This window comes from Streptacidiphilus sp. MAP12-20 (assembly GCF_041262525.1).
Lineage (GTDB): Bacteria > Actinomycetota > Actinomycetes > Streptomycetales > Streptomycetaceae > Streptacidiphilus.
Map to the genome: position 1 here is coordinate 158,283 of NZ_JBGCCK010000014.1, position 21,488 is coordinate 179,770.

At 71.6% G+C, this 21,488-nt stretch carries 23 protein-coding genes; 13 read left to right on the plus strand and 10 right to left on the minus strand.

The features are described from left to right. The first annotated feature begins 25 nt into the window (after positions 1-25). The 4 genes from xylB (at position 26) to ABIA32_RS20640 (ending at position 4,597) form a co-directional block, all read left to right on the plus strand. Positions 26-1,444: a xylulokinase gene (gene xylB / locus ABIA32_RS20625; RefSeq protein WP_370097331.1), complete on the plus strand. Its 1,419-nt coding sequence runs from the start codon at positions 26-28 to the stop codon at positions 1,442-1,444. 162 nt (positions 1,445-1,606) lie between these two features. Further along, entirely contained in the window at positions 1,607-2,632 is a 1,026-nt protein-coding gene (locus ABIA32_RS20630) for a LacI family DNA-binding transcriptional regulator (RefSeq protein ID WP_370097333.1), read from the plus strand. Between the two features lie 83 nt (positions 2,633-2,715). Then, complete coding sequence (locus tag ABIA32_RS20635; protein WP_370097336.1) at positions 2,716-4,050, plus strand: FAD-binding protein; 1,335 nt, start codon at positions 2,716-2,718, stop codon at positions 4,048-4,050. Positions 4,051-4,141: 91 nt separating this feature from the next. Beyond that, the gene (locus ABIA32_RS20640) at positions 4,142-4,597 is read left to right on the plus strand and encodes an SRPBCC family protein (protein ID WP_370097339.1); all 456 of its coding nucleotides are present in this window, start codon (positions 4,142-4,144) and stop codon (positions 4,595-4,597) included. Positions 4,598-4,818: 221 nt separating this feature from the next. Here ABIA32_RS20640 and ABIA32_RS20645 read toward each other — a convergent pair whose 3' ends face one another. After that, positions 4,819-5,019: a hypothetical protein gene (locus ABIA32_RS20645; RefSeq protein ID WP_370097341.1), complete on the minus strand. Its 201-nt coding sequence runs from the start codon at positions 5,017-5,019 to the stop codon at positions 4,819-4,821. Between the two features lie 133 nt (positions 5,020-5,152). Beyond that, a complete protein-coding gene (locus tag ABIA32_RS20650; RefSeq protein WP_370097344.1) occupies positions 5,153-5,434 on the minus strand; it encodes a hypothetical protein in 282 nt (93 codons plus the stop codon). A 163-nt stretch (positions 5,435-5,597) separates the two neighbouring features. On the opposite strand from ABIA32_RS20650, the gene ABIA32_RS20655 reads away from it, so the two are divergent. From ABIA32_RS20655 to ABIA32_RS20670, 4 genes are all read left to right on the plus strand, one after another. Further along, on the plus strand, positions 5,598-6,899 hold the full coding sequence (locus ABIA32_RS20655; protein ID WP_370097347.1) for an FUSC family protein: 1,302 nt from the start codon (positions 5,598-5,600) through the stop codon (positions 6,897-6,899). Then, on the plus strand, positions 6,896-7,441 hold the full coding sequence (locus tag ABIA32_RS20660) for a MarR family winged helix-turn-helix transcriptional regulator (protein ID WP_370097349.1): 546 nt from the start codon (positions 6,896-6,898) through the stop codon (positions 7,439-7,441). The genes ABIA32_RS20655 and ABIA32_RS20660 overlap by 4 nt, the downstream gene beginning before the upstream one ends. A gap of 61 nt (positions 7,442-7,502) precedes the next feature. Further along, entirely contained in the window at positions 7,503-8,777 is a 1,275-nt protein-coding gene (locus ABIA32_RS20665) for an FAD-dependent monooxygenase (RefSeq protein WP_370097352.1), read from the plus strand. 51 nt (positions 8,778-8,828) lie between these two features. Then, a complete protein-coding gene (locus tag ABIA32_RS20670) occupies positions 8,829-9,041 on the plus strand; it encodes a DUF1918 domain-containing protein (RefSeq protein ID WP_370097355.1) in 213 nt (70 codons plus the stop codon). Positions 9,042-9,070: 29 nt separating this feature from the next. Here the strand turns inward: ABIA32_RS20670 and ABIA32_RS20675 are convergent, their stop codons facing one another. Beyond that, positions 9,071-9,343 carry a DUF2277 domain-containing protein gene (locus ABIA32_RS20675; protein WP_370097358.1) on the minus strand — a complete coding sequence of 91 codons (273 nt, stop codon included), beginning with the start codon at positions 9,341-9,343 and terminating at the stop codon, positions 9,071-9,073. A gap of 122 nt (positions 9,344-9,465) precedes the next feature. Between ABIA32_RS20675 and ABIA32_RS20680 the strand changes: the two genes are divergently transcribed. Together ABIA32_RS20680 and ABIA32_RS20685 are read left to right on the plus strand one after the other, a co-directional pair. Further along, a complete protein-coding gene (locus ABIA32_RS20680) occupies positions 9,466-9,654 on the plus strand; it encodes a hypothetical protein (protein ID WP_370097361.1) in 189 nt (62 codons plus the stop codon). A gap of 261 nt (positions 9,655-9,915) precedes the next feature. Continuing rightward, on the plus strand, positions 9,916-11,067 hold the full coding sequence (locus tag ABIA32_RS20685) for an agmatine/peptidylarginine deiminase (protein WP_370097497.1): 1,152 nt from the start codon (positions 9,916-9,918) through the stop codon (positions 11,065-11,067). A gap of 18 nt (positions 11,068-11,085) precedes the next feature. Here ABIA32_RS20685 and ABIA32_RS20690 read toward each other — a convergent pair whose 3' ends face one another. Then, a complete protein-coding gene (locus ABIA32_RS20690) occupies positions 11,086-12,309 on the minus strand; it encodes an agmatine/peptidylarginine deiminase (protein ID WP_370097363.1) in 1,224 nt (407 codons plus the stop codon). 253 nt (positions 12,310-12,562) lie between these two features. Here ABIA32_RS20690 and ABIA32_RS20695 point away from each other — a divergent pair, with 253 nt between their 5' ends. Then, positions 12,563-13,228 (plus strand): TetR/AcrR family transcriptional regulator, encoded by a 666-nt coding sequence (locus ABIA32_RS20695; RefSeq protein WP_370097366.1) that lies wholly within the window; start codon positions 12,563-12,565, stop codon positions 13,226-13,228. Positions 13,229-13,275: 47 nt separating this feature from the next. Here the strand turns inward: ABIA32_RS20695 and ABIA32_RS20700 are convergent, their stop codons facing one another. From ABIA32_RS20700 to ABIA32_RS20725, 6 genes are all read right to left on the minus strand, one after another. Then, a complete protein-coding gene (locus tag ABIA32_RS20700) occupies positions 13,276-14,112 on the minus strand; it encodes an ABC transporter ATP-binding protein (RefSeq protein WP_370097368.1) in 837 nt (278 codons plus the stop codon). Further along, positions 14,105-15,136: an ABC transporter ATP-binding protein gene (locus ABIA32_RS20705; protein ID WP_370097371.1), complete on the minus strand. Its 1,032-nt coding sequence runs from the start codon at positions 15,134-15,136 to the stop codon at positions 14,105-14,107. Before ABIA32_RS20705 ends, ABIA32_RS20700 begins: the two co-directional genes overlap by 8 nt. Beyond that, entirely contained in the window at positions 15,133-16,002 is an 870-nt protein-coding gene (locus ABIA32_RS20710; protein WP_370097374.1) for an ABC transporter permease, read from the minus strand. Before ABIA32_RS20710 ends, ABIA32_RS20705 begins: the two co-directional genes overlap by 4 nt. Next, complete coding sequence (locus ABIA32_RS20715; RefSeq protein ID WP_370097377.1) at positions 15,999-16,958, minus strand: ABC transporter permease; 960 nt, start codon at positions 16,956-16,958, stop codon at positions 15,999-16,001. Before ABIA32_RS20715 ends, ABIA32_RS20710 begins: the two co-directional genes overlap by 4 nt. Then, positions 16,955-18,625 (minus strand): ABC transporter substrate-binding protein, encoded by a 1,671-nt coding sequence (locus tag ABIA32_RS20720; RefSeq protein WP_370097380.1) that lies wholly within the window; start codon positions 18,623-18,625, stop codon positions 16,955-16,957. Before ABIA32_RS20720 ends, ABIA32_RS20715 begins: the two co-directional genes overlap by 4 nt. A gap of 117 nt (positions 18,626-18,742) precedes the next feature. Further along, positions 18,743-19,753: an agmatine/peptidylarginine deiminase gene (locus tag ABIA32_RS20725; protein ID WP_370097383.1), complete on the minus strand. Its 1,011-nt coding sequence runs from the start codon at positions 19,751-19,753 to the stop codon at positions 18,743-18,745. Positions 19,754-20,077: 324 nt separating this feature from the next. Between ABIA32_RS20725 and ABIA32_RS20730 the strand changes: the two genes are divergently transcribed. Together ABIA32_RS20730 and ureA are read left to right on the plus strand one after the other, a co-directional pair. Then, positions 20,078-20,647 (plus strand): TetR/AcrR family transcriptional regulator, encoded by a 570-nt coding sequence (locus ABIA32_RS20730; RefSeq protein WP_370097386.1) that lies wholly within the window; start codon positions 20,078-20,080, stop codon positions 20,645-20,647. 124 nt (positions 20,648-20,771) lie between these two features. Beyond that, entirely contained in the window at positions 20,772-21,479 is a 708-nt protein-coding gene (gene ureA / locus ABIA32_RS20735) for an urease subunit gamma (protein ID WP_370097389.1), read from the plus strand. The last annotated feature ends 9 nt before the right edge of the window (positions 21,480-21,488 follow it).

Here is a 21,488-nt window from a genome sequence, read left to right on the forward strand (position 1 = left end):
CCGGAACCGGAGAAGGAGCGCGCCCATGGCCACACGGCACGTGGTGATCGGCATCGACAGCTCGACGCAGTCGACGAAGGCCCTCGCCGTCGATGTCGCGACCGGCGAGGTGCTCGGCCGGGGCCAGGCCCCGCACACCGTCTCCGCGGGAGCCGGGCGTGAGAGCGATCCCGGCGTCTGGTGGGACGCCCTCAGCGCCGCAGTCGGCGCCACCGGCCACGCCGAGACCGCCGAGGCCGTCTCCATAGCGGGGCAGCAGCACGGGCTGGTCGCCCTCGACAAGCGCGGCGAGGCCGTGCGGCCCGCGCTGCTCTGGAACGACGTGCGCTCCGCATCGCAGGCTGCCCGGCTCGTCGACGAACTCGGCGGGGCGAAGACCTGGGCGCAGCGCACCGGCAGTGTGCCGACGGCGGCCTTCACCGTCGCCAAATGGGCCTGGCTGTGCGAGAACGAACCCGAGGCCGCCGCCCGGGTCACCTCGATCCGGCTCCCGCACGACTACCTGACGGAGCGCCTGACCGGTGAGCCCGCCACCGACCGGGGTGACGCGTCCGGTACCGGATGGTGGGGGGCCGACGGGTACGACGACGAGATCCTGCGGCACGTCGGCCTGGACCGCGCCGCGCTGCCGCCCGTCCTCGCGCCCGGCGCGCAGGCCGGGGTCGCCCGCGCCGACGGGCCGCTACGCGCGGGTGTCCTGGTCGCGACCGGGACCGGGGACAACGCCGCCGCCGCGCTGGGCCTCGGACTGCGACCCGGCCAGCCGGTGCTGAGCCTCGGGACCTCGGGGACCGTCTACACCGTGGCCCGGCAGCGGCCGACCGATCCCACCGGCACGGTCGCGGGGTTCGCCGACGCGCTCGGCCGCTGGCTGCCACTGGCGTGCACGCTCAACTGCACGCTCGCCGTCGACCGCTTCGCCGCGCTGCTCGGCCGGGACCGTGAGGCGGTCGAGCGAGACGGAGACGTCGTCGTGCTCCCCTATCTGGACGGCGAGCGCACTCCCAACCTCCCGGCGGCCGGCGGCCTGGTCCACGGGCTGCGGCACGACACCACGCCCGGCCAGGTGCTCCAAGCCGCGTACGACGGCGCGGCACACGCCCTGCTCACCGCGCTTGACGACGTCCTGCGCGCGGGCGGCGAGACGGGCACCTCCGCGCCGCAGCCGATCCTGCTGATCGGCGGCGGGGCGCGCGGGCGGGCGTGGCAGCAGACGGTGCTGCGCCTCTCTGGCCGCCCGGTGCGGGTGCCGACCGCACCGGAGCTCGTCGCTCTGGGCGCGGCCGCGCAGGCCGCGGCGCTGCTGACCGGTGAGCCCGCCGACGAGGTGGCGCGGCGCTGGGGGACGTCGGACGGTCCGGTCCTGCCTGCGGTGGAACGGGACGATGCGACGCTCGACCGGATCAGCCGCACCCTGCGCCGCGGGCACGACCTTCTGACCTGACCTCGGACTGCCGCAGCTGCCGTACCCCGCTTCGTGCCGGACGCGGACGTGCTCAGCCCGTTGCCGCGGCCACATACGAGAAAGACAAGGAGGACGGAAGATCCCGCACGGTAACGTTCAGTGCACAGCGGAAGATCGCGGCAGAGCGACGGAGGAGCAACCATGACGGCGGAGACGACCACACCGGGCCGCAAGCCGGTGATGGCCGATGTCGCTCGGCTCGCCGGGGTGTCCCACCAGACGGTGTCCCGGGTCCTCAACGACAGCCCGCACGTCAAGGAGGAGACCAGGGAACGGGTGCTCCAGGCGATCAGGGAGCTGGACTACCGGCCCAACTCCGCCGCCCGGACCCTGGTCACCAAGCGCTCGCAGACCCTCGGCGTCGTCAGCTTCGACACCACGCTCTACGGTCCGGCCTCGATGCTCTACGGGATCGAGCAGGCGGCACGCAGCGCGGGCTACTTCGTCAGCATCGCGAGCGTGCGCACGCTCGACAGCCGGTCGGTGCAGGAGGCGGTGGAGCGGCTGCGTGGCCAGGCGGTCGAGGGCGTGCTGGTGATCGCGCCGCAGACCTCCGCCGTCGGCGCGCTGGCACAGGTGAGCAGCCAGGTGCCGGTGGTGGCCGTCGGGACCGGGCCGCAGACGCGGGTGCCGGCCGTCGCGGTCGACAACGAGGCCGGGGCGCGCGCCGCGACGCGCTACCTCCTCGACCTGGGCCACCGCACCGTGCACCACGTGGCCGGACCGTCGAGCTGGCTCGACGCCCAGGCTCGTGTCGCGGGCTGGCGGTCGACACTGGCGGAGGCCGGCGCACCGGAGCCGCCGGTCCTGGCCGGGGACTGGAGCGCCCGGTCCGGCTACGAGGCCGGGCTGCAACTGGCGACGGATCCCGAGGTCACGGCGGTGTTCTGCGCCAACGACCACATGGCGCTCGGGCTGCTCAGGGCGCTGCACGAGGCCGGTCGCGACATCCCGGGCGACATCAGCGTTGCGGGGTTCGACGACATCCCCGAGGCCTCGTACTTCACTCCCCCGCTCACGACCGTCCGTCAGAACTTCGGCGAACTGGGCCGACGCGGCCTGGAACTTCTGGTCGAACAGATCGAGGACGGCGTCCGGACCCGGCCCCGCGTGCTGGTCGCGCCGGAGCTGGTCCTGCGCCGCAGTACCACCGCGCCGCGCGGCTGAACCGCACCCGTCTCGCATCCGTCCCTCGCATCCGTCCCTCGCCCACGTCCCACCACCTCCGCATGCGCCACGCTCGGCGCATTGTGAACGATCACACCATCGGAGCCACCATGTCGCCGCATCCGCAGTGGACCAATTGGGCGGGCAACGTCGTGTACAACGCCGCGCGCCGCCACGAGCCGACCACCGTCGCCGAGTTGCAGAACATCGTGCGCGCGGGCACGCGGGTGCGCGCGCTCGGGAGTCGCCACTCGTTCAACGGGATCGCGGACACCGACGGCGATCTGGTCTCCACGGCGGCACTGCCGCCGGTCCTGCGCGTGGCGGCGGACCGGCGGTCGGTGCGGGTGGGCGGCGGGCTGCGTTACGCCGCCGTGGCGGAGCATCTGTGGCGGAACGGGCTGGCGCTGGCCAATCTGGCGTCGCTGCCGCACATCTCCGTCGCCGGCGCCGTCGCGACCGGGACCCACGGCTCGGGGAACGGGAACCAGGGCCTCGGCTCGGCCGTCCACGCACTGCAACTGGTCGGCGCGGACGGGGAGCTGAGGGAGCTGAGCCGGGAAGCCGATCCGGAGGACTTCCCCGGCGCTGTGGTCGCCCTCGGCGCGCTGGGCGTCGTCACCGAGCTCACGCTCGCCGTCGAGCCCGCGTTCGAGGTGGCGCAGGGGGTCCGGCTCGGGCTGCCGCTGCGGCGGCTCGCGGAACAGGCGGAGTTCGAGCAGGTCTTCGGCTCCGCCTACAGTGTCAGCGCCTTCACCACCTGGGGCTCGGACGAGGCCGCGGTCTGGTTGAAGCAACGGACGGACCGACCCGCGCCGCCGGAGATCCCGGGCACCGTCCCCGCGACCACCGGACAGCACCCCCTCCCGGGTCTCCCCGCCGATCCCTGCACCGAGCAACTGGGCGTGCCGGGCCCCTGGCACGAGCGCCTACCGCATTTCCGGCCGGAGTTCACGCCGAGCCGCGGGGACGAGCTCCAGTCCGAGTACCTGCTGCCGCGCGGACGCGCTGCCGAGGCGATCGCGCGCCTGCGCGAGCTGGGCGGCCGACTGGCATCGGTGCTGCACGTGGGTGAGATCCGCACAGTCGCCGCCGACGACCTGTGGCTGAGCCCTGCCTACGGGCGCGACAGCGTCGCCTTCCACTTCACCTGGATCGCGGATCTCCCGGCCGTCGAGCCGGTGCTGGCGCAGGTCGAAGCGGCGCTGCTGCCGTTGGACGCGCGCCCGCACTGGGGCAAGCTCTCCGCCTGCCCGGCCGAGGAGCTGACGACCGCGTTCCCCCGCCTCGGCGACTTCGTCCGCCTCGCGCGCCGCCACGACCCGGAAGGCCGCTTCCGCAACCGCTTCCTCGACTCCTGCCTCAACGACTGTCCGGAGGGCCGCCTCGCGGGCGCCGACGCCGCCGTCGAAGGGTGAACCCGGGCGTGTCCGAAGGCCCGAGTGGGCGTCGATGCGGAAGGCTGGCTGTCCTGGTCCCGCTGCCGCCTCACACTTTACGGAGCCCGCTGTGGCCGTCGACGTCGTCACCGAGACCGTGATCGCCCGTCCCTGCGCCGAGGTCGCCGCCTACGCCGGAGACCCGTCGAACGCACCGACGTGGTACGCGAACATCGACTCCGTCCGCTGGCGGACGGAGCCCCCGCTGGCCGTCGGCTCGAAGCTCGACTTCGTCGCGCGCTTCCTGGGCCGGACCCTCAGCTACACCTACGAGGTCGTCGAGCTCTCCGCCGAACGACTGGTCATGCGGACGGCCCAGGGCCCGTTCCCGATGGAGACGAGCTACACCTGGCAGGCCGTCGACGCCGACCACACCCTGATGACGCTGCGCAATCGCGGTGAACCGGCCGGCTTCGCCCGGCTCAGCGCCGGGATGATGTCGACCGCGATGCGCCGCGCGAACGTCAAGGACCTGGCCGCCCTGAAGCAGCTCCTGGAGTCGGCAACGACAGCGCCCCCGGCCTGACGACGTCGGACCGGTGGGCGGGTCGGCCCCGAGGTCAGCTCCGAGGCCCTCGCCGGAGCGGTGATCGCGGGCACGTGACGAACGCATCGACGACCTGGCCCGCATCGGCGTCCGGCTCGCGACGACCGTCGAGGTGCGGGGCGCGCTGCGCAGCCGCCGGACAGCCGTCCGGCCCGGCCGCGGGGGACGCGGTCGGGCCGGCAGGCAGGTAGCGCGGCGGCTCAGTTGTGACCGAAGCGCTTCTCCTTCTTGTGCGCCGGCTTCATCGGCGCGTCAGGCATGCCCATCGTCTGCATGCTCTGGCCGCCGGACGGCATGGACGCCTTCGCGTCCGCCATCGCGGCCTTGTCGTGCTGCTGTTCCGTCCGGCCCGCCGCGTGCGACGTCTTCTGCTTGCGCGGCTGGTTCTTGACCTTCGACATGATGTTCTCTCCCAAATGGGGTGCGGCGCCGTGCTCGTGGACTGAACTGCCACAAGACCGAGCAAAAGTGTCGGCGCACCACCTCACAGTCGCAGCCGCCGGACACACTCGCATCTCGAACGGCTACGGAACGTCACCGCCCGCCGCTGAGCGCCGAGTGCTGCTCGGCGCCACGGTGCCGGTGTCCGGGCAGCAGGTCGTGCGCGGCGGCCAGCGCCGACCCGGCGCGCCCGCGCTTCTCGCCCGACGCGTGGTGCGCGAACGCCGTGGTCATGGGCCCGTTGCCAATCGGGGCAGCCGACCCGGCGCCGGGCATCGGCGTCCACTCGGCGCCGGCCGGCATGCTGGCCATCCCCGTGCGGCGCAGCAGATCCTCGGCGCCCCGGCGCAACTTCTTGGACTGGTGAGCGGCCATCGCGGCTCTCCCTTCCGCGCGCGCTTCCCACGCGCTTGCGACCGCCCTGGTCAGCCAGAGCGGGTTGTCGCACCAGTCTAGTGAGCAGTGTCTGTTTCGTCCCCTAGTCACCCTTTTTGCCCTGCTTTTATTTTACTGGTGAAATACCTGCTAAGGTTTTCCCATGGGCGCCTCCTCCCTCCCTCACCCCCGGATCCACCCGCTGCCACTGCGCGGAACACTGCGACTGCGGCCCGCCGTCGGGCCCTGGCACCGGCCGGCGCTGAGTGTCGCGGTCGCGACGCTGGCGCCGAACGTGCTGCTGCTCGCGCTCGGGCGGCTCGACCTCGTGCTCTACACCTCCGCAGGGACGATGTGCGCGCTGTTCGCGCATGCGCTGCCCTACCGGGAGCGGGCGCGGACGCTGGTCTGGGTGGTGCTCGGGATGACGGCGAGCGTGGCCGTCGCACTGGGCGCGGCGTCGCAGGTGCGCTCCACGGCGGTGCTGGTGCTGCTCGCCGCACTGGTCGCAGCCGCGCAGAAGCTGATTTGCGACGCCACCCGCCTCGGGCCGCCCGGCAACGTCATCTTCACCTTCGTCAGCGCCTCCGCCTTCTTCGTCCCGCAGCGGCTCGGCGAGGTCCCCGCGCATGTCGCGCTGACGCTCGCGGGCGGGGCCGTGGCCTGGCTGGTCTGCCTCGCGCCCGCGCTGGTGAAGGCGCACGGACCGGCGCTCGCGCTGGCGGTCCCGCGCGCGCCGCGCGGCACGCGGGCGCTGCTGCCGCTGGCGACGCGGGTCGGTCTCGGCTGCGCGCTCGCGGGCCTGGCGTCCCTGGCCGCGGGCGTGGGCCATCCGTACTGGGCGGTGGTCACGGCGGCGGCCGTGCACCGCAGCAACACCAGCGTCTCCTGGCAGCGCGCGCTCCAGCGGACCGTCGGCAGCCTGCTCGGCCTCGCGCTGTTCACGGCGACCGTGCCGTTGACCCGGTCCGCCGAGCTCGCCGCGCTGCTGGTGATCGCCGCCTGCCAGGTCGGCGCGGAGGCGACGATCACCCGCAACTACTGGGCGGCTCAGGTGTTCGTCACACCGATGGCGCTGCTGCTGGTCTCGCTCGGCGCCCGTGGGCCGGTCGGGACGCTGGTCGCCGACCGCTGGCTGGACACGTTGCTGGGCGCTGGACTCGGCGTGCTGAGCGCGCTGCTGGTGACCAACCGCCGCGCCGGCGACCGCCTCGCGCAGGCGCTGTGCCGCGCCGAGACCGCCCAGGCGCTGGCCCGCGCCCACCTCGCCGCGGGCGCGGGCACGGGCGTCGATCAGCCGGTGCGCGGGCAAGTCGCCGAGACGCTGCACGAGTTGCGAGAATCGGCCGAAGGACATGCCGGGGAGTGGTGGCAGCGCCCGGCCCCTGCCGAGCGGGTCAGGAGCGCGGAACGCGAGGGCATCCGCGTACTCGAACAGCTGAACAGTGGGGAGTACAGCAGATGAGCACGTCGGCACAGCCGGTCGCTGAGGGCGGGCAGCCGGCCGAGGACATCGTCGCGGGCATCATGCGGCAGTGGCAGGCGGTCCACCCCGGCCTCGACATCGAGCCCATCGCGCTCATCGGCCGGATCAACCGATGCGCCGCACTGCTTCAGCAGGCCGCCGATGCGCAGTTGCGCCACGAGGGCCTGAGCCGCGCCGAATTCGACCTGCTCGGGACGCTGCGCAGGTCCGGCCGTTCACTCACGCCGGGCGAGCTCGTGCGCGAGACCTTCGCCTCGGGCGCGGCCGTCACCAAGCGCCTGCGCGGGCTCGAGGAACGGGGCCTGGTCGAGCGGCAGACCGACAGTCGCGACCGGCGGGTCGCCCGCCTCTCCCTCACCGACGCCGGACGGGAGCTGGCCGACCGGGCCCTGCCCGCCCAACTCGAGCTCGAACGCTCGCTGTTGGCGGGCATCGCACCCGATGCGCGGGCCGAACTCGCCGACGGACTCGGTGCCCTACTGCTCCTTCTGGAAGGGCGTCTCGCCCGCACTCTCGGCTGACCCAGCTGAGATACTCGTCCGGCAAGGGGCGGGCTGCACACAGCGGGATCGAGGGGGACGCGTGCAGGGGCAAAGGGTGGCCGTCGTCGGCGGCAGCATCGCGGGCTGCGCCGCGGCGCGGGCGCTGGTGCGGGCCGGCGCGGGTGAAGTCGTGGTCTTCGAGCGGGCGCGCGGACGGCTCCAGGACCGGGGCGTGGGCCTGGCGATCCAGAACGAGCGCTACGCCGAACTGGAGGCCGCCGGGTACCTCGACGCCGCGATGCCCTGGGTGCAACTGACCCGAAGGCCCTGGGTGGTGCGTTCCGGCGACGCCCGCGCCGGGCGCGGGATCGCCGCGCTGCCGTTCCCCTACCGCTCCTACAACTGGGGTTCGCTCTGGCAGGAGCTGCACCGCCGCCTGCCGGACGCCGTGGACTACCGCTCCGGCGCGGCGGTCACCCAGGTCCTGCCGGAACCCGACGGTGCGCGGATCATCCTGCCGGACGGCCGGGAGGAGCGCTTCGACCTGGTCGTCGGTGCCGACGGCTACCGCTCGGTGGTGCGCGCCGCGATGCTGCCGGCCGCTGCGTCCGCCGCCCGCTACGGCGGCTACGTGGCCTGGCGCGGCACGCTGTCCGCCCGGCAACTGCCCGAGCCCGGCTCCGCCTTCGCCGCGCCGGACGCGACCACGGTCGTCTTCCCCGGCGGCCACATGATCGCCTACCGGATTCCGGGATCCATCGGAGAACCGCAGGTCAACTGGGTCTTCTACGCCACTCCGCCCGCCGAGGCGACGAGCGCACTGGCGGACCCCGTCATCCCGCCCTCGCGGGCGCTCACCGAGGCGATGACGGGCTACCAGCACGAACTGGTCGAGCGCCACTTCCCCGGCTACTGGCGCGACCTCGTCCTCGGCACGCCCAAGGACGCCACGCTGCTGCAGCCCATCTACGACATGGCCGCACCGCACTACGCCCGCGGCCGCCTCGTCCTGCTCGGCGACGCGGCGGCGATCGCCCGCCCCCACACGGGGAGCGGCGCGCTCAAGGCGCTGCAGGACGCGACCGTGCTGGGGCGGGCGCTGGGCGCGGCCGGCAGCCTGGCCGAGGGGCTGGCCGCCTACGACGCGGAACGGGCCCCGGTCGGCCGAGCGATCCTCGAGCTTGGCCGCAGCCTCGGGCGGGCCCATGTGCAGCAGACCCCGGACTGGGCCGCCATGGACCAGCGCGCTTTCGACGGCTGGTGGCACGCGAACGGCGGCAGCGGCGTCGGCGGCCGCCCGCTCGGGCCGTCCGACGCGGCGGCGCCTGCGGGAACTCGCCGCCCGGCGGCTCTGGACGCGACCGAGCAGGCGTGATCCCCTGAGAGGAGAGGCATCGCATCCCACGACAGCGTAGAGGAGGCGGCCATGCAGGCGGTCATCGGAGACCTGGTCGTCGTTGAGGGCACCAAGGAAGGCACGCCCCGGCGGGACGGCGAGATCGTCGCGCTGCACCACCCGGACGGCACTCCGCCGTACGACGTGCGCTGGGCGCACACGGGCAAGGTCAGCATCTTCTTTCCCGGCCCGGACTCGCACATCAAGCACCGCGAGCAGCAGACGCAGGCCGGCGCGGTCTGAGCCGCACGGCGGAGCGGGGCTCCGGAGCGTCAGGCCGGAGCCTCTGCGGCATGCACGTGCTCGTGCTCGTGCGGATGCTCATGAGAGTGTGCGTGCGCGCCACGGACCACGAGGGTGTCGAGCAGTTCCCGGGTCGCCGCGGCCACGGCCTCGACCGCCTCGTCGAAGGCCTCCCGGTTGTGCGCCGCCGGGGCGCGGAAGCCGGAGATCTTGCGCACGTACTGCAGCGCGGCCGCGTGGATGTCGGCCTCCTGCGGGTCGGGCGTGACCGGGGCACGGAGGGTCTTGATGGATCGGCACATGCACCCAGCGTAGGCCCGAAGGGTGACTAGAACCGGGCAGAGCGGCGGCGTGCAGGCGGGGCGGCATCGGCCTACAGTGCAGGGAGTAGGACGACGCGCACGCACCGGCCAGGAGGTACCAGATGTCCCAGCCCGAGGACGAGTCACGACCCACTCCGGACCGACTGCTCCACACCGGGTCCGAGCACCCGATCGACCCGGAGGACCTGGTCCGCGCGAGCGGCCGGGAGCCCACACCGGAGCTGATCGAGAAGGCACGCAAGGACATCGCGAAGTACGGCGCGGCGGCGGTCGAACGCGTGCTGCCCTGATCCTCTCCGCTCCGCCTCCCCCCAGCGCACCCCCCGCCGTGACTCCGCATGGCGGCCACTCTCGACGGGTGGCCGCCATGCGCGCGGCCCGGAGCGCCTGATCGCCCATCCCGAGCAGCCCCCTGTGGCGGCAGCAGGCCAACCACCGCCCGCCGGCAGCGGCCATTCAGCTCTACCGACTTGACTGAATTTTTAGTCAAAGTTACAGTGTCCCATGTGTCGGAGCAACAAGTGCCACCACTCTCCCTGTCTCGCCGCACCATGCTGCAGTCCCTCGCCGGCGCCGGAGCGCTGGCCTTCGGAGCCACGGCCTGCTCCGGCACTGGTGGCGCGAGCTCCGACCAGTCCTCCTCCGCCGCCTCCGCCGCGCCGACCACGTCGGGGCAGGGCGCGGCAACGGGCCGTCGGCTCGGCGCCGAGTGGGAGAGCCACACCCGCACGTTCATGGCCTGGCCGGCGCAGGAGTCCATCTGGGGCGAACAGTTGCCCGCCGTCCGCGCGGACGTCGCCGGTCTGGCCCGGGCGATCGCCGGCTACGAGGCCGTGGTCCTGCTGGCCCGGCCCGATCAGGTGGACCAGGCGCAGCAGGCCTGCGGCGCCGATGTCGAGGTCGTGCCGATCCCCGTGGACGACTCCTGGGCCCGGGACACGGTGCCGGTGTTCGTGGAGGAGGCGGGCACGCTCAAGGGCGTCGACTTCAACTTCAACGGGTGGGGCAACAAGCAGAACCCGCACGACGACGACGCCAAGGTCGCCGCCGCCGTCCTGGCCAAGTACGGCATCCCGCGCATTCGGACGCAGCTCGTCGCCGAGGGCGGCTCCTTCGAGAGCGACGGCCTGGGCACCGTAATGATCACGGAGAGCGCGATCGTCAACGACAACCGCAATCCGGGCTGGTCCCGTGACGACATCGAGGCCGAGCTCATCAAGGTGCTGGGCGTCCAGAAGATCATCTGGCTGGCCGGCGTACGCGGCGCGGACATCACCGACGCCCACGTCGACTCACTCGTGCGGTTCGTCGCGCCCGGGGTCGTCCTCCTGGACCAGGCGTTCCCCGGGACGCCGCCGGACGTCTGGTCGCGCTCGGCCGACCAGGCCAGGGGCGTGCTGCAGAGCGCCACCGACGCCCGCGGCAAGTCCCTGCAGATCATCGACTTGCCGCAGCCCGACCCCGACCAGATGACCGGCACCGGCAAGGCGTTCGTCTCCCCCTACGTCAACTTCTACATCGGCGACAAGGCGGTGTTCATGCCCAAGTTCGGCGACGCCAAGGCCGACGACCGTGCCAAGCAGATGCTCGCGGACCACTTCCCCGGCCGCGACATCGTCCCGGTGAAGATCGACACCATCGCCTCCGGCGGCGGCGGGATCCACTGCTCCACCCACGACCAGCCCGGCAAGCCCGCCGCCTGACGTCCCCCGCCGGCTTGGTTACGGGGCGGGCTGCTGCTGGGTGACGCAGTGGATGCCGCCGCCCTGGTTGCCGATGTTGTCGATATTGAGCTGCTCGATGACCCGCCCCGGGAAGAGGCCGGTCAGCACCGCCTTGGCATTGGCGTCGCCGCGACTGTCGCCGAACTGGGCCGAGATGACGGCACCGTTGCACACGTAGTAGTTGGCGTAGGAGTCGACGAAGTTGACGCTGGTCTGGCGGATCAGGTTGTAGTCCGGCGACTGCAGCTTGGTCACCTGGATCGCGGCGCCCTGGGCGTCCGTCGAAGCGGACAGGGTGTCGTACTGCTGCTGCTCGTCATTGGACCAGATGTCGCTCGGGTCGGCCGGATTCGGCGTCTGCACCACACCCGCGCCGGCCGCCAGGAACCGCGACGTGGCGTCCACGTGATCGTTGGTGATGTCCTGCCCCGAGATGCCGGTGAACCAGATCACCTTCGAGGCCCCGTGGGCCGCGCACATCGCGGCCTCGATCTGTGCCTGGGTCAGGTTCGGGTTGCGGTTCGGGTCGATGATGCTGCTCTTTGTGGCCATCAACGTCCCGGCCCCGTCGGTCTCGATCGCCCCGCCCTCGCTGACCAGCCCCGCCGCGGTGAAGTTCAGCCCGAGGTACGCCGCGACGCGGCCTGCCACAAGCGCGTCGTGCGCGTGGGCCTGCTGGTTTCCCCAGCCGTTGAAGTTCAGGCCCACCGCGTCGAGACCACCCGCGCCGTTGGTGCGGAAGACGGGCCCCGAGTCGCGTATCCAGCAGTCGTCCACGGGAATCGACCCGATCACCGTGACGTTCGCCGCGTAGCACGCCCGCTTCGCCGCCGTGACGCTCGCCGCGTTCGCGAGGACGTAGACCGGCTCGTACTTCGCGATCGTGTTCGCGATCCGCGCGATGTTCGACTGCATGCCGGACAGCTTTCGCCCGTAGATCGCCGTGCTGTCCGGCCAGGCCATCCAGGTGCGGGTGTGCCGCACGGTGTCCACCGGAACCGCGAAGCCCGAGGTGGCGGCAGCCACCGACCCGGTGGCCGGCCTGGGCGGCCTGGCCGCTGTTCGCCCCGCGGCCAGGGCCGTGCCGGTGCTCGCCATCCACGCGGTGCCGGCAGCGCCTGCCGCCGTCACACCCGCTGCGGCCAGGAACCGCCTCCTGTCGAGCGCTCGCGCGGCCGGAATGTCTGACGGGCCGGGCGATGCGAAGTCGTGCTCACTCATCTGGGACCTCCCTCGAAGCATCGGTGGGTCTGCGTTCACGAGGGGAAAGCTATAACTGACCATGCGCTCGGTCAATGCCTTGCGCAGCGAAGTCATCGAATGTGACGGGACGTCAACTCTGCTGCAACAGACGGCCTTGACCCCGCCACAGACGACCTGCCCGCGCCGCACCGGGCGGTTGCCGGTCCGGCGGGACCCGCATCGACGTCGGAGATCGCCCCAGGGCGCCGGGCCAGGTGGTTAGAGTTGGGGCGTGGCTACGCGCTCGAAGGATGTTCGACCCAGTGACCCCGCGCCGAATCCGGAGCCGGGCGGCGTGATCCGCGCCGCCAAGCCGCGGCAGTCGGCGAAGGGCGAGCAGACCCGCGCCCGGCTGATCGCCGCCGCCAGGAACCTGCTGGCCGGGGACGGTCTCGCACCCTTCACGACCCGCAACGTCGCCGCGCTGAGCGGCGTGACCCACGGCATGTGTCACTACCACTTCGCGAACCGCACCGACCTCATCGTCGCTGTCATCGAGGACATCCGGCCGGAGTGGATCGCTCCCCTCCAGGACGCCGTGGACTCCCCCGGAACCTTCGAGCAGCGCGCCGACCGGGTGATCGCGCTGCTGACCAAGCCGGAGGCCGCGGACCTGTCCAGGCTCCACTCCTCCCTGCACTGGTTCGCCCTCAACGACGACCGCGTGCGGGAGAGCCTGGAGGCCGAGTACCGGCTGTGGCGGTCCTGCTTCGTCGCGCTCTTCCAGACGCTGGCCGACGAGCTCGGCGGCGGCCTGGATCCCCGGCCGCTGGGCGAGGCCCTGGCCTCGGCGGCGGACGGCCTTGCCGCGATCCAGTCACTGGATGCCGACGTCGATGCCCCCTCGGTGATGCGGACCCTCGTCCGCGGGCTTGCGGCGGGTGCCTCGAACGCGTAGTTGCACTGAGACCCGCGCACTCCCCTACCCGCCATTCGCCGGTCGGCCTACAGCGCCCTGCGGGCTGCGGCGATGTGCCGCGGGTCCCAGCCGGGGCGGGGGACGGAGTCCAGCAGCAGCCGGGTGTAGGGGTGCTGAGGCTCGGCCAGGATCTGGGCCGTGGGCCCGGACTCGACGACGCGGCCGTTGCGCATGACGATGACGTCGTCGGTGACGCAGCGCACCACGCCCAGGTCGTGGGTGATGAACAGGTAACCGATGCCGGTCTGTTCGCGGATGTCGGCCAGCAGGTTGAGGATCTGGGCCTGGACAGAGACGTCGAGTGCCGCCACGGCCTCGTCCAGGACGAGAACCGCCGGTTCGACGGCCAGCGCCCGTGCGATCGCGACGCGCTGACGCTGTCCGCCCGAGAGCCGGCGGGGCAATGCTGCCGCTTCGCGGGGCCCGAGTCCGACCTGCCCCAGCAGCTCGGCGATCCGGCCGGTGTGGTCGGCCTTGGGGAAGTGAAGGCGCAGCGTCTCGCGCAGTACGGCCTCGACGGTGGTGCGCGGGTCGAGGGAGAGGTAGGGGTCCTGGAAGACCATCTGGATCCCGCGGGCGCGCGCGAGCCGATGAGCCCTTCCGCGTCCGGCGTGCCGGGCCGTGCGGTCCTGGCCCTGCACCAGGACCTGGCCGGTGTCGGCTCGCTCCAGGCCGACGACGATCCGGGCCGTGGTGGTCTTGCCCGAGCCCGACTCCCCGACGATGCCCAGGGACATGCCTGCGGACAGACTGAACGACACATCGTCGACGGCCTTGACGCTGCCGAAGGAGCGGCACAGTCCGCTGACTTCCAGGATGGTGGCGCCGGCTGTCGGCGCCGGCTGCGGGTTGGTCTCACGCATCGATCAGGCTCCCTGCGAGCTGGTCGCTGTGGTGGCAGGCGACGAGGTGGGACGGCTCGTCCGGAACCGGCAGTTGCTCGGGCATCCGTTCGGTGCAGATCTCGGTTGCGAAGCGGCAGCGCGGGGCGAACGGGCAACCCGTCAGTTCTTCCTGGATGCTCGGCGGTTGGCCCTCGATCGCGGCGAGCCGGCCCTGGGGCGCCTCCGGGCGCGGGGTGGAGTTGAGCAGCGCGGCCGTGTAGGGGTGGCGCGGGCGGTTGAACAGGGCGTCGGCGGGACCGGTCTCGGCGATCCGGCCTGCGTACATGACGTACACCCGATCGCTGATGGCGGCGGCCAGGCCGAGATCGTGGGTGACGAAGAGCAGCCCGGTGCCGAACTGTTCGCGCAGGTCGTCGAGGAGGCCGACGACCTCGGCCTGGGTGGTGACGTCGAGCGCGGTCGTCGGCTCGTCGGCCAGGATCAGGGCGGGGTCGCCCATCAGCGCGGCGGCGATCATGACGCGTTGCAGCATGCCGCCGGAGAGCTGGCCGGGGTACTGGCGCAGCGCGCCTGCGCTGAGTCCGACGGCTTCGAGCATCCGCGTGGCACGCGCGGTGGCCTCGGCGGCGCTCGCGCCGGCGTTCAGGCGCAGGCTCTCGGTGAGGAAGTCGCCGACGCGGCGCAGCGGGTTGATGGCGGCCCGGGGGTCCTGGAAGATCATCGCCGCGGTGTGGGTGCGCAGGCGGCGCAGCTGGTCCGGGTTCATGGTCAGGACGTCCTCGCCCGCGACCCGCACGGCGCCCTGGGTGGTGGCCTTCAACGGGAGCAGGCGCAGCGCGCTGCGGGAGGTGAGGGTCTTTCCCGAGCCGGACTCGCCGACCAGGGCGACGGTCTCCCTGGCGGCGACAGTGAGGTCGACGCCGGCGAGGACCGGGCGTGCCGTGCCCGGCAGACGCAGGTGCAGGCCCTGGATGTCGAGAGCGGGCACGTTCGCCGCGGCACTCGTCGGGACGTTCGTCGGGACAGTCGTCGGGGTGTTCATCGGTCCCTCCTGGCGACCTGGTCGGCCCAGCGCTCGCCGACGACGTTGAAGGCGACGACCGTCAGCACGATCATGACGCAGGGCAGGATCGCCGAGAGCGGGTAGCCGCTCTGGATGGCGGTCTCGCCGTCGAAGACCATCCGGCCCCAGTCAGGGGTCAGCGCGGGGACGCCGAGGCCGAGGAACGACAGACCGGCCAGGTCGATCAGGGCGTACCCGAAGTTGATCGTGGACTGGGCCAGCACCACCGGCGCGATGTTGGGGAGCACATGCCGCAGGCAGATCTGCAGGCCGGAGTGCCCCTGGACGCGGTAGGCCTCGACATAGGGACGCTCGCGTTCGGCGAGCACCAGGGAACGGGTGAGCCTGCTGACGTACGGCAGGTACGCCACGCCCAGCGCGACAACCGGGGCGGTCAGCCCTTCGCCGTAGATAGAGACGATGAGGATCGCGAGCAGCAGCCCGGGGAAGGCGAAGATCAGCTCGGTGCTGCGGGAGAGCAGGGAGTCCAGCCAGCCGCCCCGCCAGCCGGCCGCGAGGCCCACCGCGACACCGGCGACAGTGGAGAACAGCACCACACCGAGCGGGCCGAGCAGCGAAGTGCGGGCGCCGGTGATCAGCCGGGACGCGGTGTCGCGCCCCGAACCGTCGACGCCCAGCGGGTGCACGCCGGAGGGCCCGGCCAGCGCGTTGCCGAGGTCCACCGCGTTGGAGTCGTGCGGGGAGAGCCACGGGGCGAGCAGCGCCAGCAGCACGATCAGTACGAGGAAGCCCAGGCAGAGCAGGTAGAGCCAGGAGCGGCCCGGCTTGGTTCGGGACAGTCTGATCCGGGCGAGGCCCGGCCTGCGGACGAGTTCGGTGGTCATGCGCCCGCCCCTCTCGTGCCGAGGGCCACCCGGGGGTCGATCAGCGGGAGCAGCAGGTCGACGATGAGGTTCACGGTCATGAAGATCCCGACGATGATCAGGGAGATTGCCTGCACGACGGGGAAGTCCTTGGTGGTCGTGGACAGGTCCAGCAGTTGGCCGATGCCGTTGACGCTGAAAGCCGTTTCGACCAGGACGGTGCAGATGAGCAGGGTGGAGACGATCAGTCCGCCCATGGTGAGCACGGTGCCCTGCGTGTTGCGGAACACGTGACGGCGGATCACCTGACGCTCCGGCACACCGCGGCTGCGGGCCACGGTGACGTGCTCGTGGCCCATGGCCTCCAGCATCGCGCTGCGGGTGACCCTGGCCAGCATCCCGATCAGGTAGAGCGCCAGCGCGATCGCGGGCAGCGTGAGATGCCACAGCATCTGCGTGAACCCGGCGCCGCTGCCGCTGCTGGGGAACCACCCGAGTTTGACGGAGAACAGGCCCTGCAGCAGGACGGCCGCCACGAAGGAGGGGGTGCCGACCGCCAGGGTGGTGCCGACCAGGATCGCTCCGTCGGTCGCGCCGCCGCGCACGGCGCCGATCCAGCCGAGTGCCAGGCCGACGGTCACGACCAGGACCAGCGCCATGGCCACCAGCAGCAGCGTGGTGGGGAGCCTGGCGGCCAGCAGGGTCGAGACCGGCGTGCGGTACTCGATGGAGCGGCCGAAGTCGCCGTGCAGGACCTGGCCGAGCCAGCGCAGGTACTGCTCCCAGAACGGATCGTTCAGGTGGTACTGGTCGTTGATCGCCTTCAGCGCCTCCGGGGAGGCGGAGCGGCCCGAGAGCAGGAAGCTCGCCGGGTTCCCCGGGGCCAGGTACATCGCACCGAAGATGACGAAGGAGGCGGCGAGCAGTGTCGCCGCCATCTCCGCCAGCCGTCGGGCGGCGAAGCGTACGAAGGTCATCTCGCGGCCCCGACGTCAGCGGCCCACGGGTAGTAGAGGTAGGAGACCGTGGTGGGCGCGCCGGTGATCCGCTTGTTCATGAAGAGGGCGGTGGGCCACTCGGCGGCCGGGATCCACAGGTTCTGGTTCACGGCGATCTGCTGCAGCTTCGCCTCGATCGCGAGCCGCTGCGCCCGGTCGTAGGTGGCCGTGGCCTGCCGGACGAGCTTGTCGTAGGCGGGATTGCTGTAGCCGGGGTAGTTCTGGTAGTTCCCGGTCTGGAAGTTGGCCAGCAGGTCCATCGGGTCGGTGACGGACAGGTAGTACGTCTCGGGGAACAGGTCGATTCCCACGCGGGCCTTGGGGTCGGTGAAGAGCGCCGAGAAGGCGTTCGGCGCGATGGTCTTCACCTGGACGTTCAGGCCGATCTCGGTCCCCGCCGCCTGCACGGCGGTAGCCATCAGGGAGACGTCCTGGCCGATCGCACTGGTGGCGACGGTGATCGTCTTGCCGGTGGCGCCCGCCTCCTTGATCAGCTCCTTGGCCTTGGCCAGGTCCGGCTGCGTCGAGGGAAGCTCGTCGAAGGCGGTCTTGAGCGTGTCGGCGGAAGCGCCCGTCCACGCGGTCCGGCCGGACAGCGCGCCGGTGACCTTGCCGTTGCCGGCCAGTCCCTGCTTGACGAAGCCGGCGCGGTCCAGGGCCAGCGAGAGGGCCTGCCGCACCCGGGCGTCGCCCAGCACGCCCTTCATGTTGGTGACGTTGACGTTGACCGTGCTGAGGCTGTCACCGAAGTAGAGCGTGCCCACACCACTGTCGCGCAGCCGCTGGTAGCTCTCGGTGGGGATCAGGTAGCCACCGTCGACCGAGCCGGTGAGCATCGCGTTGGTGCGCGCTGAGGGGTCGGTCAGGAACTCGAAGACGACCTTGCCCGACTTGGCCTTGGTGCCCCAGTAGCCGTCGAAGCGGTCGAGTTCGACCGACTGCCCTTTGTTCCAGGCACCGAGCTTGAACGGCCCGGTGCAGTCCAGGCTGCCGGTTCCCCAGTTCGCTCCCGCGGCCTTGATCGCCTTCTCGCTCGCGACGACGCCTGCGGCCGTGGCCATGTACTGGGGGAACAGCGCGTCCGGGGACTTCAGCTTCACCGTGACCTGCAGCGGGCCGGTCCTGCTGATCGAGCCGACGTTCTGGAAGACGCTCGCCCACGCGGCGCCGACCTTGGGGTCCGTCTGTCGGCCGAGGCTGTAGACCACGTCGTCGGCGGTCATCACGCTGCCGTCGTGGAAGTGCACACCGGGCCGCAGGTCGTAGACCCAGGTGGTCGGGTTCGGGTTGGACGCCTGCTGCGCCAGGCCCGGAACCTCCGTCAGCTGCGGGGTCCACTTCATCAGGCTCTCGCAGACGTTGGACAGGATGGTGTTCGACGGGTAGTCGAAGGCCATCGCGTAGTCCAGCGTCAGCGGCTCCGCGTAAGACGCCCACGTGAAAGAGGTGAGGTCGCCTGTGGCGGCGGGGGTGTCGGCCGAGAGCTTGAACGCGTCGGTGTTGGAGGTGTGTCCGGTGCTGGGCGGTCCGGAACAGGCGGCGGCCAGCAGGCCGAGCGCAGCCGCGACCGCGCACGCCGCGCCGAGTCGGCGGGATCTGCTGCCGGGGGCTCTGCCGCCTTCGGGCGTGGGGAGGGTGTGTGACATCGGTGCTCTCTCTTCCATGCGCAACGACGGGGGATGGCGACGAGCTGAGTCAGTGGGCAGGGGTGCCGGGGCTGTGCAGCGACAACCCCGACGGGAGGGACCTGTTGTGGCTCTGCGTCACACGGCCGGGCGTGCGGCGGGCACCTGCTGCGTGATGCAGTGGACGCCGCCACCGCCGTAGGCGATCATCCGGGAACGGACTCCGACGACCTTGCGCCCGGGGAACGCGGCGGCGATGACGGCGAGCGCGCCTTCGTCCTCGGCCACGTCGGCCACGGGGACGACGACCCCACCGTTGGCGATGTAGAAGTTGAGGTAGCCCACCTCCGTCTCCACGCCGTCGACCTGCACGAATGCACTCTGCGGAAGGTCGATGATCTCCAGCTTTCGCCCGCGCGCGTCGACCGCTGACTCCAGCACGGCACGGTTGTCGCGCATCCGCTGGTAGTCGGGATGCGCAGGGTCGCTGGGAAGCTGGACGACCACCTTGCCGGGAGCGACGAAGGCGCAGACACCGTCGACGTGGCCGTCGGTCTCGGTGTCGAGCAGGCCGCCGTAGGGCAGCCAGACGACGGTGGCGACACCGAGCTTGGCCTTGAGCTCGGCCTCGATCTCGTCACGCGTCAGGCCGGGGTTGCGGTTCGGGTGCAGTAGGCACTGTTCGGTGGTGATCAGCGTGCCCTCACCGTCGACCGTGATCGCGCCGCCTTCGAGGATCATCGAGGAGGCGATGCGCGGGACCTCGAAGTGCTCCAGAAGCGCGGCGGAGACCTTGTCGTCGGTGTCCCAGGGGTGGTGCTTCTCGCCCCACGCGTTGAAGCGGAAGTCCACCCCGGCGCGCTCGCCGTCGGCGCCGAGCACGAAGATCGGGCCGGAGTCACGGAACCACGAGTCATCGATCGGCAGCTCCACGACCTCGACGCTCTCGCCGCACAGCCGGCGCGCCTCCTCGCCCTGCCCCGGGCAGGCGACCATGGTGACCGGCTCGAACGCGGCGACCGCCTGGGCGACCCGCGCGTACTCCCGCCGGGCCTCGTCCAGTCCCTCGCCCCAGAGTTCGGGCCGCGTAGGCCACGCCATCAAGCAGCGCTCATGCTCGGTCCACTCGGCCGGCATACGGAAACTCATAACGGCTCTTCTCTTGCTCGATCAGTGAGTCTGGACCCCAGGACAGGGCGGCATCGGAACGGTCTTCTCCCGCGTCGTCAGATGCGTCGCCGGACCCCCTCGATCTCGAAGGGAGGGGCTGGGTGCCACGAATACTCCACCGAACTGAAACTTCAGTCAATACGTCGCGAGGCAAATTCTCGGCGAAGGAATCTCGACCCATAGCGGACATACGGCAAGAAGGTGCCCGCACCAGTGGACGTGCGCCCCTCCTACGGGCGGGTCAGCTCTGGCATTCTGAAAGACCAGTCAGGATGAAGGACCGGTCACGTAGGGTGTGGGCTTGTGTCAGACCGTCGAACAGAGATACTCAGGGCCGCCACACGCGTCATCGCACGTCGGGGCGTACGCGGCCTGCGCGTGGAAGAGCTCGCGAAAGAAGCGGGCGTCTCCACCTCGCTGATCTATTACCACTTCAACGACCGCGCCGGCATCCTGCGCCGCACCCTGGAGTTCATCAACGACAGGGCGGACCGCTACACCGCCGAACGGGACGCGAACGTCGACGTCGACCCCCGGAGCGACCTCGAACAGGCCCTGCTCCTCGAGCTGCAGGACACCCCCGAGGTCCGCGAGAACAGCACCGCTTGGGGAGAGTTGCGCGCCAGCGCGATCTTCGAACCGGAGCTGCGCGAGGACCTGGCCAAGGCCACGCTCACCTGGGTGCACGAGACCGCCGACCTGATCGGCCGCGCCCGTCCCACCGGCACCGCACCCGCCCACGCTGCGGCGGCCGAACGCCTGACCGCCCTCCTCGAGGGGCTCAGTGTGCGCTGGCTCAGCGGCTCCCTCCCCCTGGAGCACGCCCGGAGGCTGCTCAAGGAAGCCATCGCCGTCGAGCTCGCGCGTCCATGACCAGCGAAGTCTCGACATGCGCGGTTGACTGAATTTTCAGTCGATGCCAAGCTGACCGGGTGCGTGCCCTTCCGGGCCGCCTGCGCCCGCGAACGTCCTTCCCTTTCCAGATAAGGCTCTGTCCATGCGATTGACACCCACTGAGCGGGACCGGCTGCTGTTGTTCACGGCGGCAGAGTTGGCGCGCGCCCGGCGTGCGCGTGGCGTGCGGCTGAATGTGCCGGAGGCGACGGCGCTGATCGCGGACACCGTGTGCGAGGCGGCGCGTGACGGTGCGCGGTTGGCGGACGCGATCGCGGCCGGGCGCAGCGTGCTCTCGGCCGATGAGGTGTTGCCGGGTGTGGTGGATGTGGTGACCTCGTTGCAGGTGGAGGCGGTGTTCGACGACGGGACGCGGCTGTGTGTGATCGACGACCCGTTCCGGGGGGCGGGTTCGCTCGGCGCGGAGGCTCCGGGCGCGGCGTTGCCGGGCGCGGGCGAGGGGTATGAGGCGGCCGAGCCGGCGGTGGTGCTGCCGGTGCGGAACACGGCGCCGGTGCCGGTGACGGTGACGTCGCATTTCCACTTCTTCGAGGCCAACCCGCGGCTCGCGTTCGACCGTGCGGCGGCCTTCGGGATGCGGCTCGCGGTCCCGGCCGGCTCCTCGGTCCGCTTCGACGCGGGCGCGGTGGTCGAGGTCGGCCTGCTGCCGATCGGCGGCGAGCGGATCGCGATCGGCTTCGCCGGCCTGGTCGACGGCCCCCTCGACGCCCCCGGCGCCCGCGAGCAGGCCCTGGCCAAAGCCCGCGCCTGCGGCTACCTGACCCACTTCCAGCAGGAGGACTCCCCGTGAGCGGCAGCA

Excerpts from the sequence above, each read along its gene's own strand:
- ABIA32_RS20670 (WP_370097355.1), top strand. The coding sequence starts at position 8,829 with ATGCAGGCGGTCATCGGAGACCTGGTCGTCGTTGAGGGCACCAAGGAA.
- ABIA32_RS20700 (WP_370097368.1), bottom strand. The coding sequence starts at position 14,112 with ATGCGTGAGACCAACCCGCAGCCGGCGCCGACAGCCGGCGCCACCATC.
- ABIA32_RS20655 (WP_370097347.1), top strand. The coding sequence starts at position 5,598 with ATGGGCGCCTCCTCCCTCCCTCACCCCCGGATCCACCCGCTGCCACTG.
- ABIA32_RS20690 (WP_370097363.1), bottom strand. The coding sequence starts at position 12,309 with ATGAGTGAGCACGACTTCGCATCGCCCGGCCCGTCAGACATTCCGGCC.
- ABIA32_RS20710 (WP_370097374.1), bottom strand. The coding sequence starts at position 16,002 with ATGACCACCGAACTCGTCCGCAGGCCGGGCCTCGCCCGGATCAGACTG.
- xylB (WP_370097331.1), top strand. The coding sequence starts at position 26 with ATGGCCACACGGCACGTGGTGATCGGCATCGACAGCTCGACGCAGTCG.
- ABIA32_RS20650 (WP_370097344.1), bottom strand. The coding sequence starts at position 5,434 with ATGGCCGCTCACCAGTCCAAGAAGTTGCGCCGGGGCGCCGAGGATCTG.
- ureA (WP_370097389.1), top strand. The coding sequence starts at position 20,772 with ATGCGATTGACACCCACTGAGCGGGACCGGCTGCTGTTGTTCACGGCG.
- ABIA32_RS20645 (WP_370097341.1), bottom strand. The coding sequence starts at position 5,019 with ATGTCGAAGGTCAAGAACCAGCCGCGCAAGCAGAAGACGTCGCACGCG.
- ABIA32_RS20725 (WP_370097383.1), bottom strand. The coding sequence starts at position 19,753 with ATGAGTTTCCGTATGCCGGCCGAGTGGACCGAGCATGAGCGCTGCTTG.
- ABIA32_RS20630 (WP_370097333.1), top strand. The coding sequence starts at position 1,607 with ATGACGGCGGAGACGACCACACCGGGCCGCAAGCCGGTGATGGCCGAT.
- ABIA32_RS20705 (WP_370097371.1), bottom strand. The coding sequence starts at position 15,136 with ATGAACACCCCGACGACTGTCCCGACGAACGTCCCGACGAGTGCCGCG.
- ABIA32_RS20715 (WP_370097377.1), bottom strand. The coding sequence starts at position 16,958 with ATGACCTTCGTACGCTTCGCCGCCCGACGGCTGGCGGAGATGGCGGCG.
- ABIA32_RS20680 (WP_370097361.1), top strand. The coding sequence starts at position 9,466 with ATGTCCCAGCCCGAGGACGAGTCACGACCCACTCCGGACCGACTGCTC.
- ABIA32_RS20675 (WP_370097358.1), bottom strand. The coding sequence starts at position 9,343 with ATGTGCCGATCCATCAAGACCCTCCGTGCCCCGGTCACGCCCGACCCG.
- ABIA32_RS20660 (WP_370097349.1), top strand. The coding sequence starts at position 6,896 with ATGAGCACGTCGGCACAGCCGGTCGCTGAGGGCGGGCAGCCGGCCGAG.
- ABIA32_RS20720 (WP_370097380.1), bottom strand. The coding sequence starts at position 18,625 with ATGTCACACACCCTCCCCACGCCCGAAGGCGGCAGAGCCCCCGGCAGC.
- ABIA32_RS20685 (WP_370097497.1), top strand. The coding sequence starts at position 9,916 with ATGCTGCAGTCCCTCGCCGGCGCCGGAGCGCTGGCCTTCGGAGCCACG.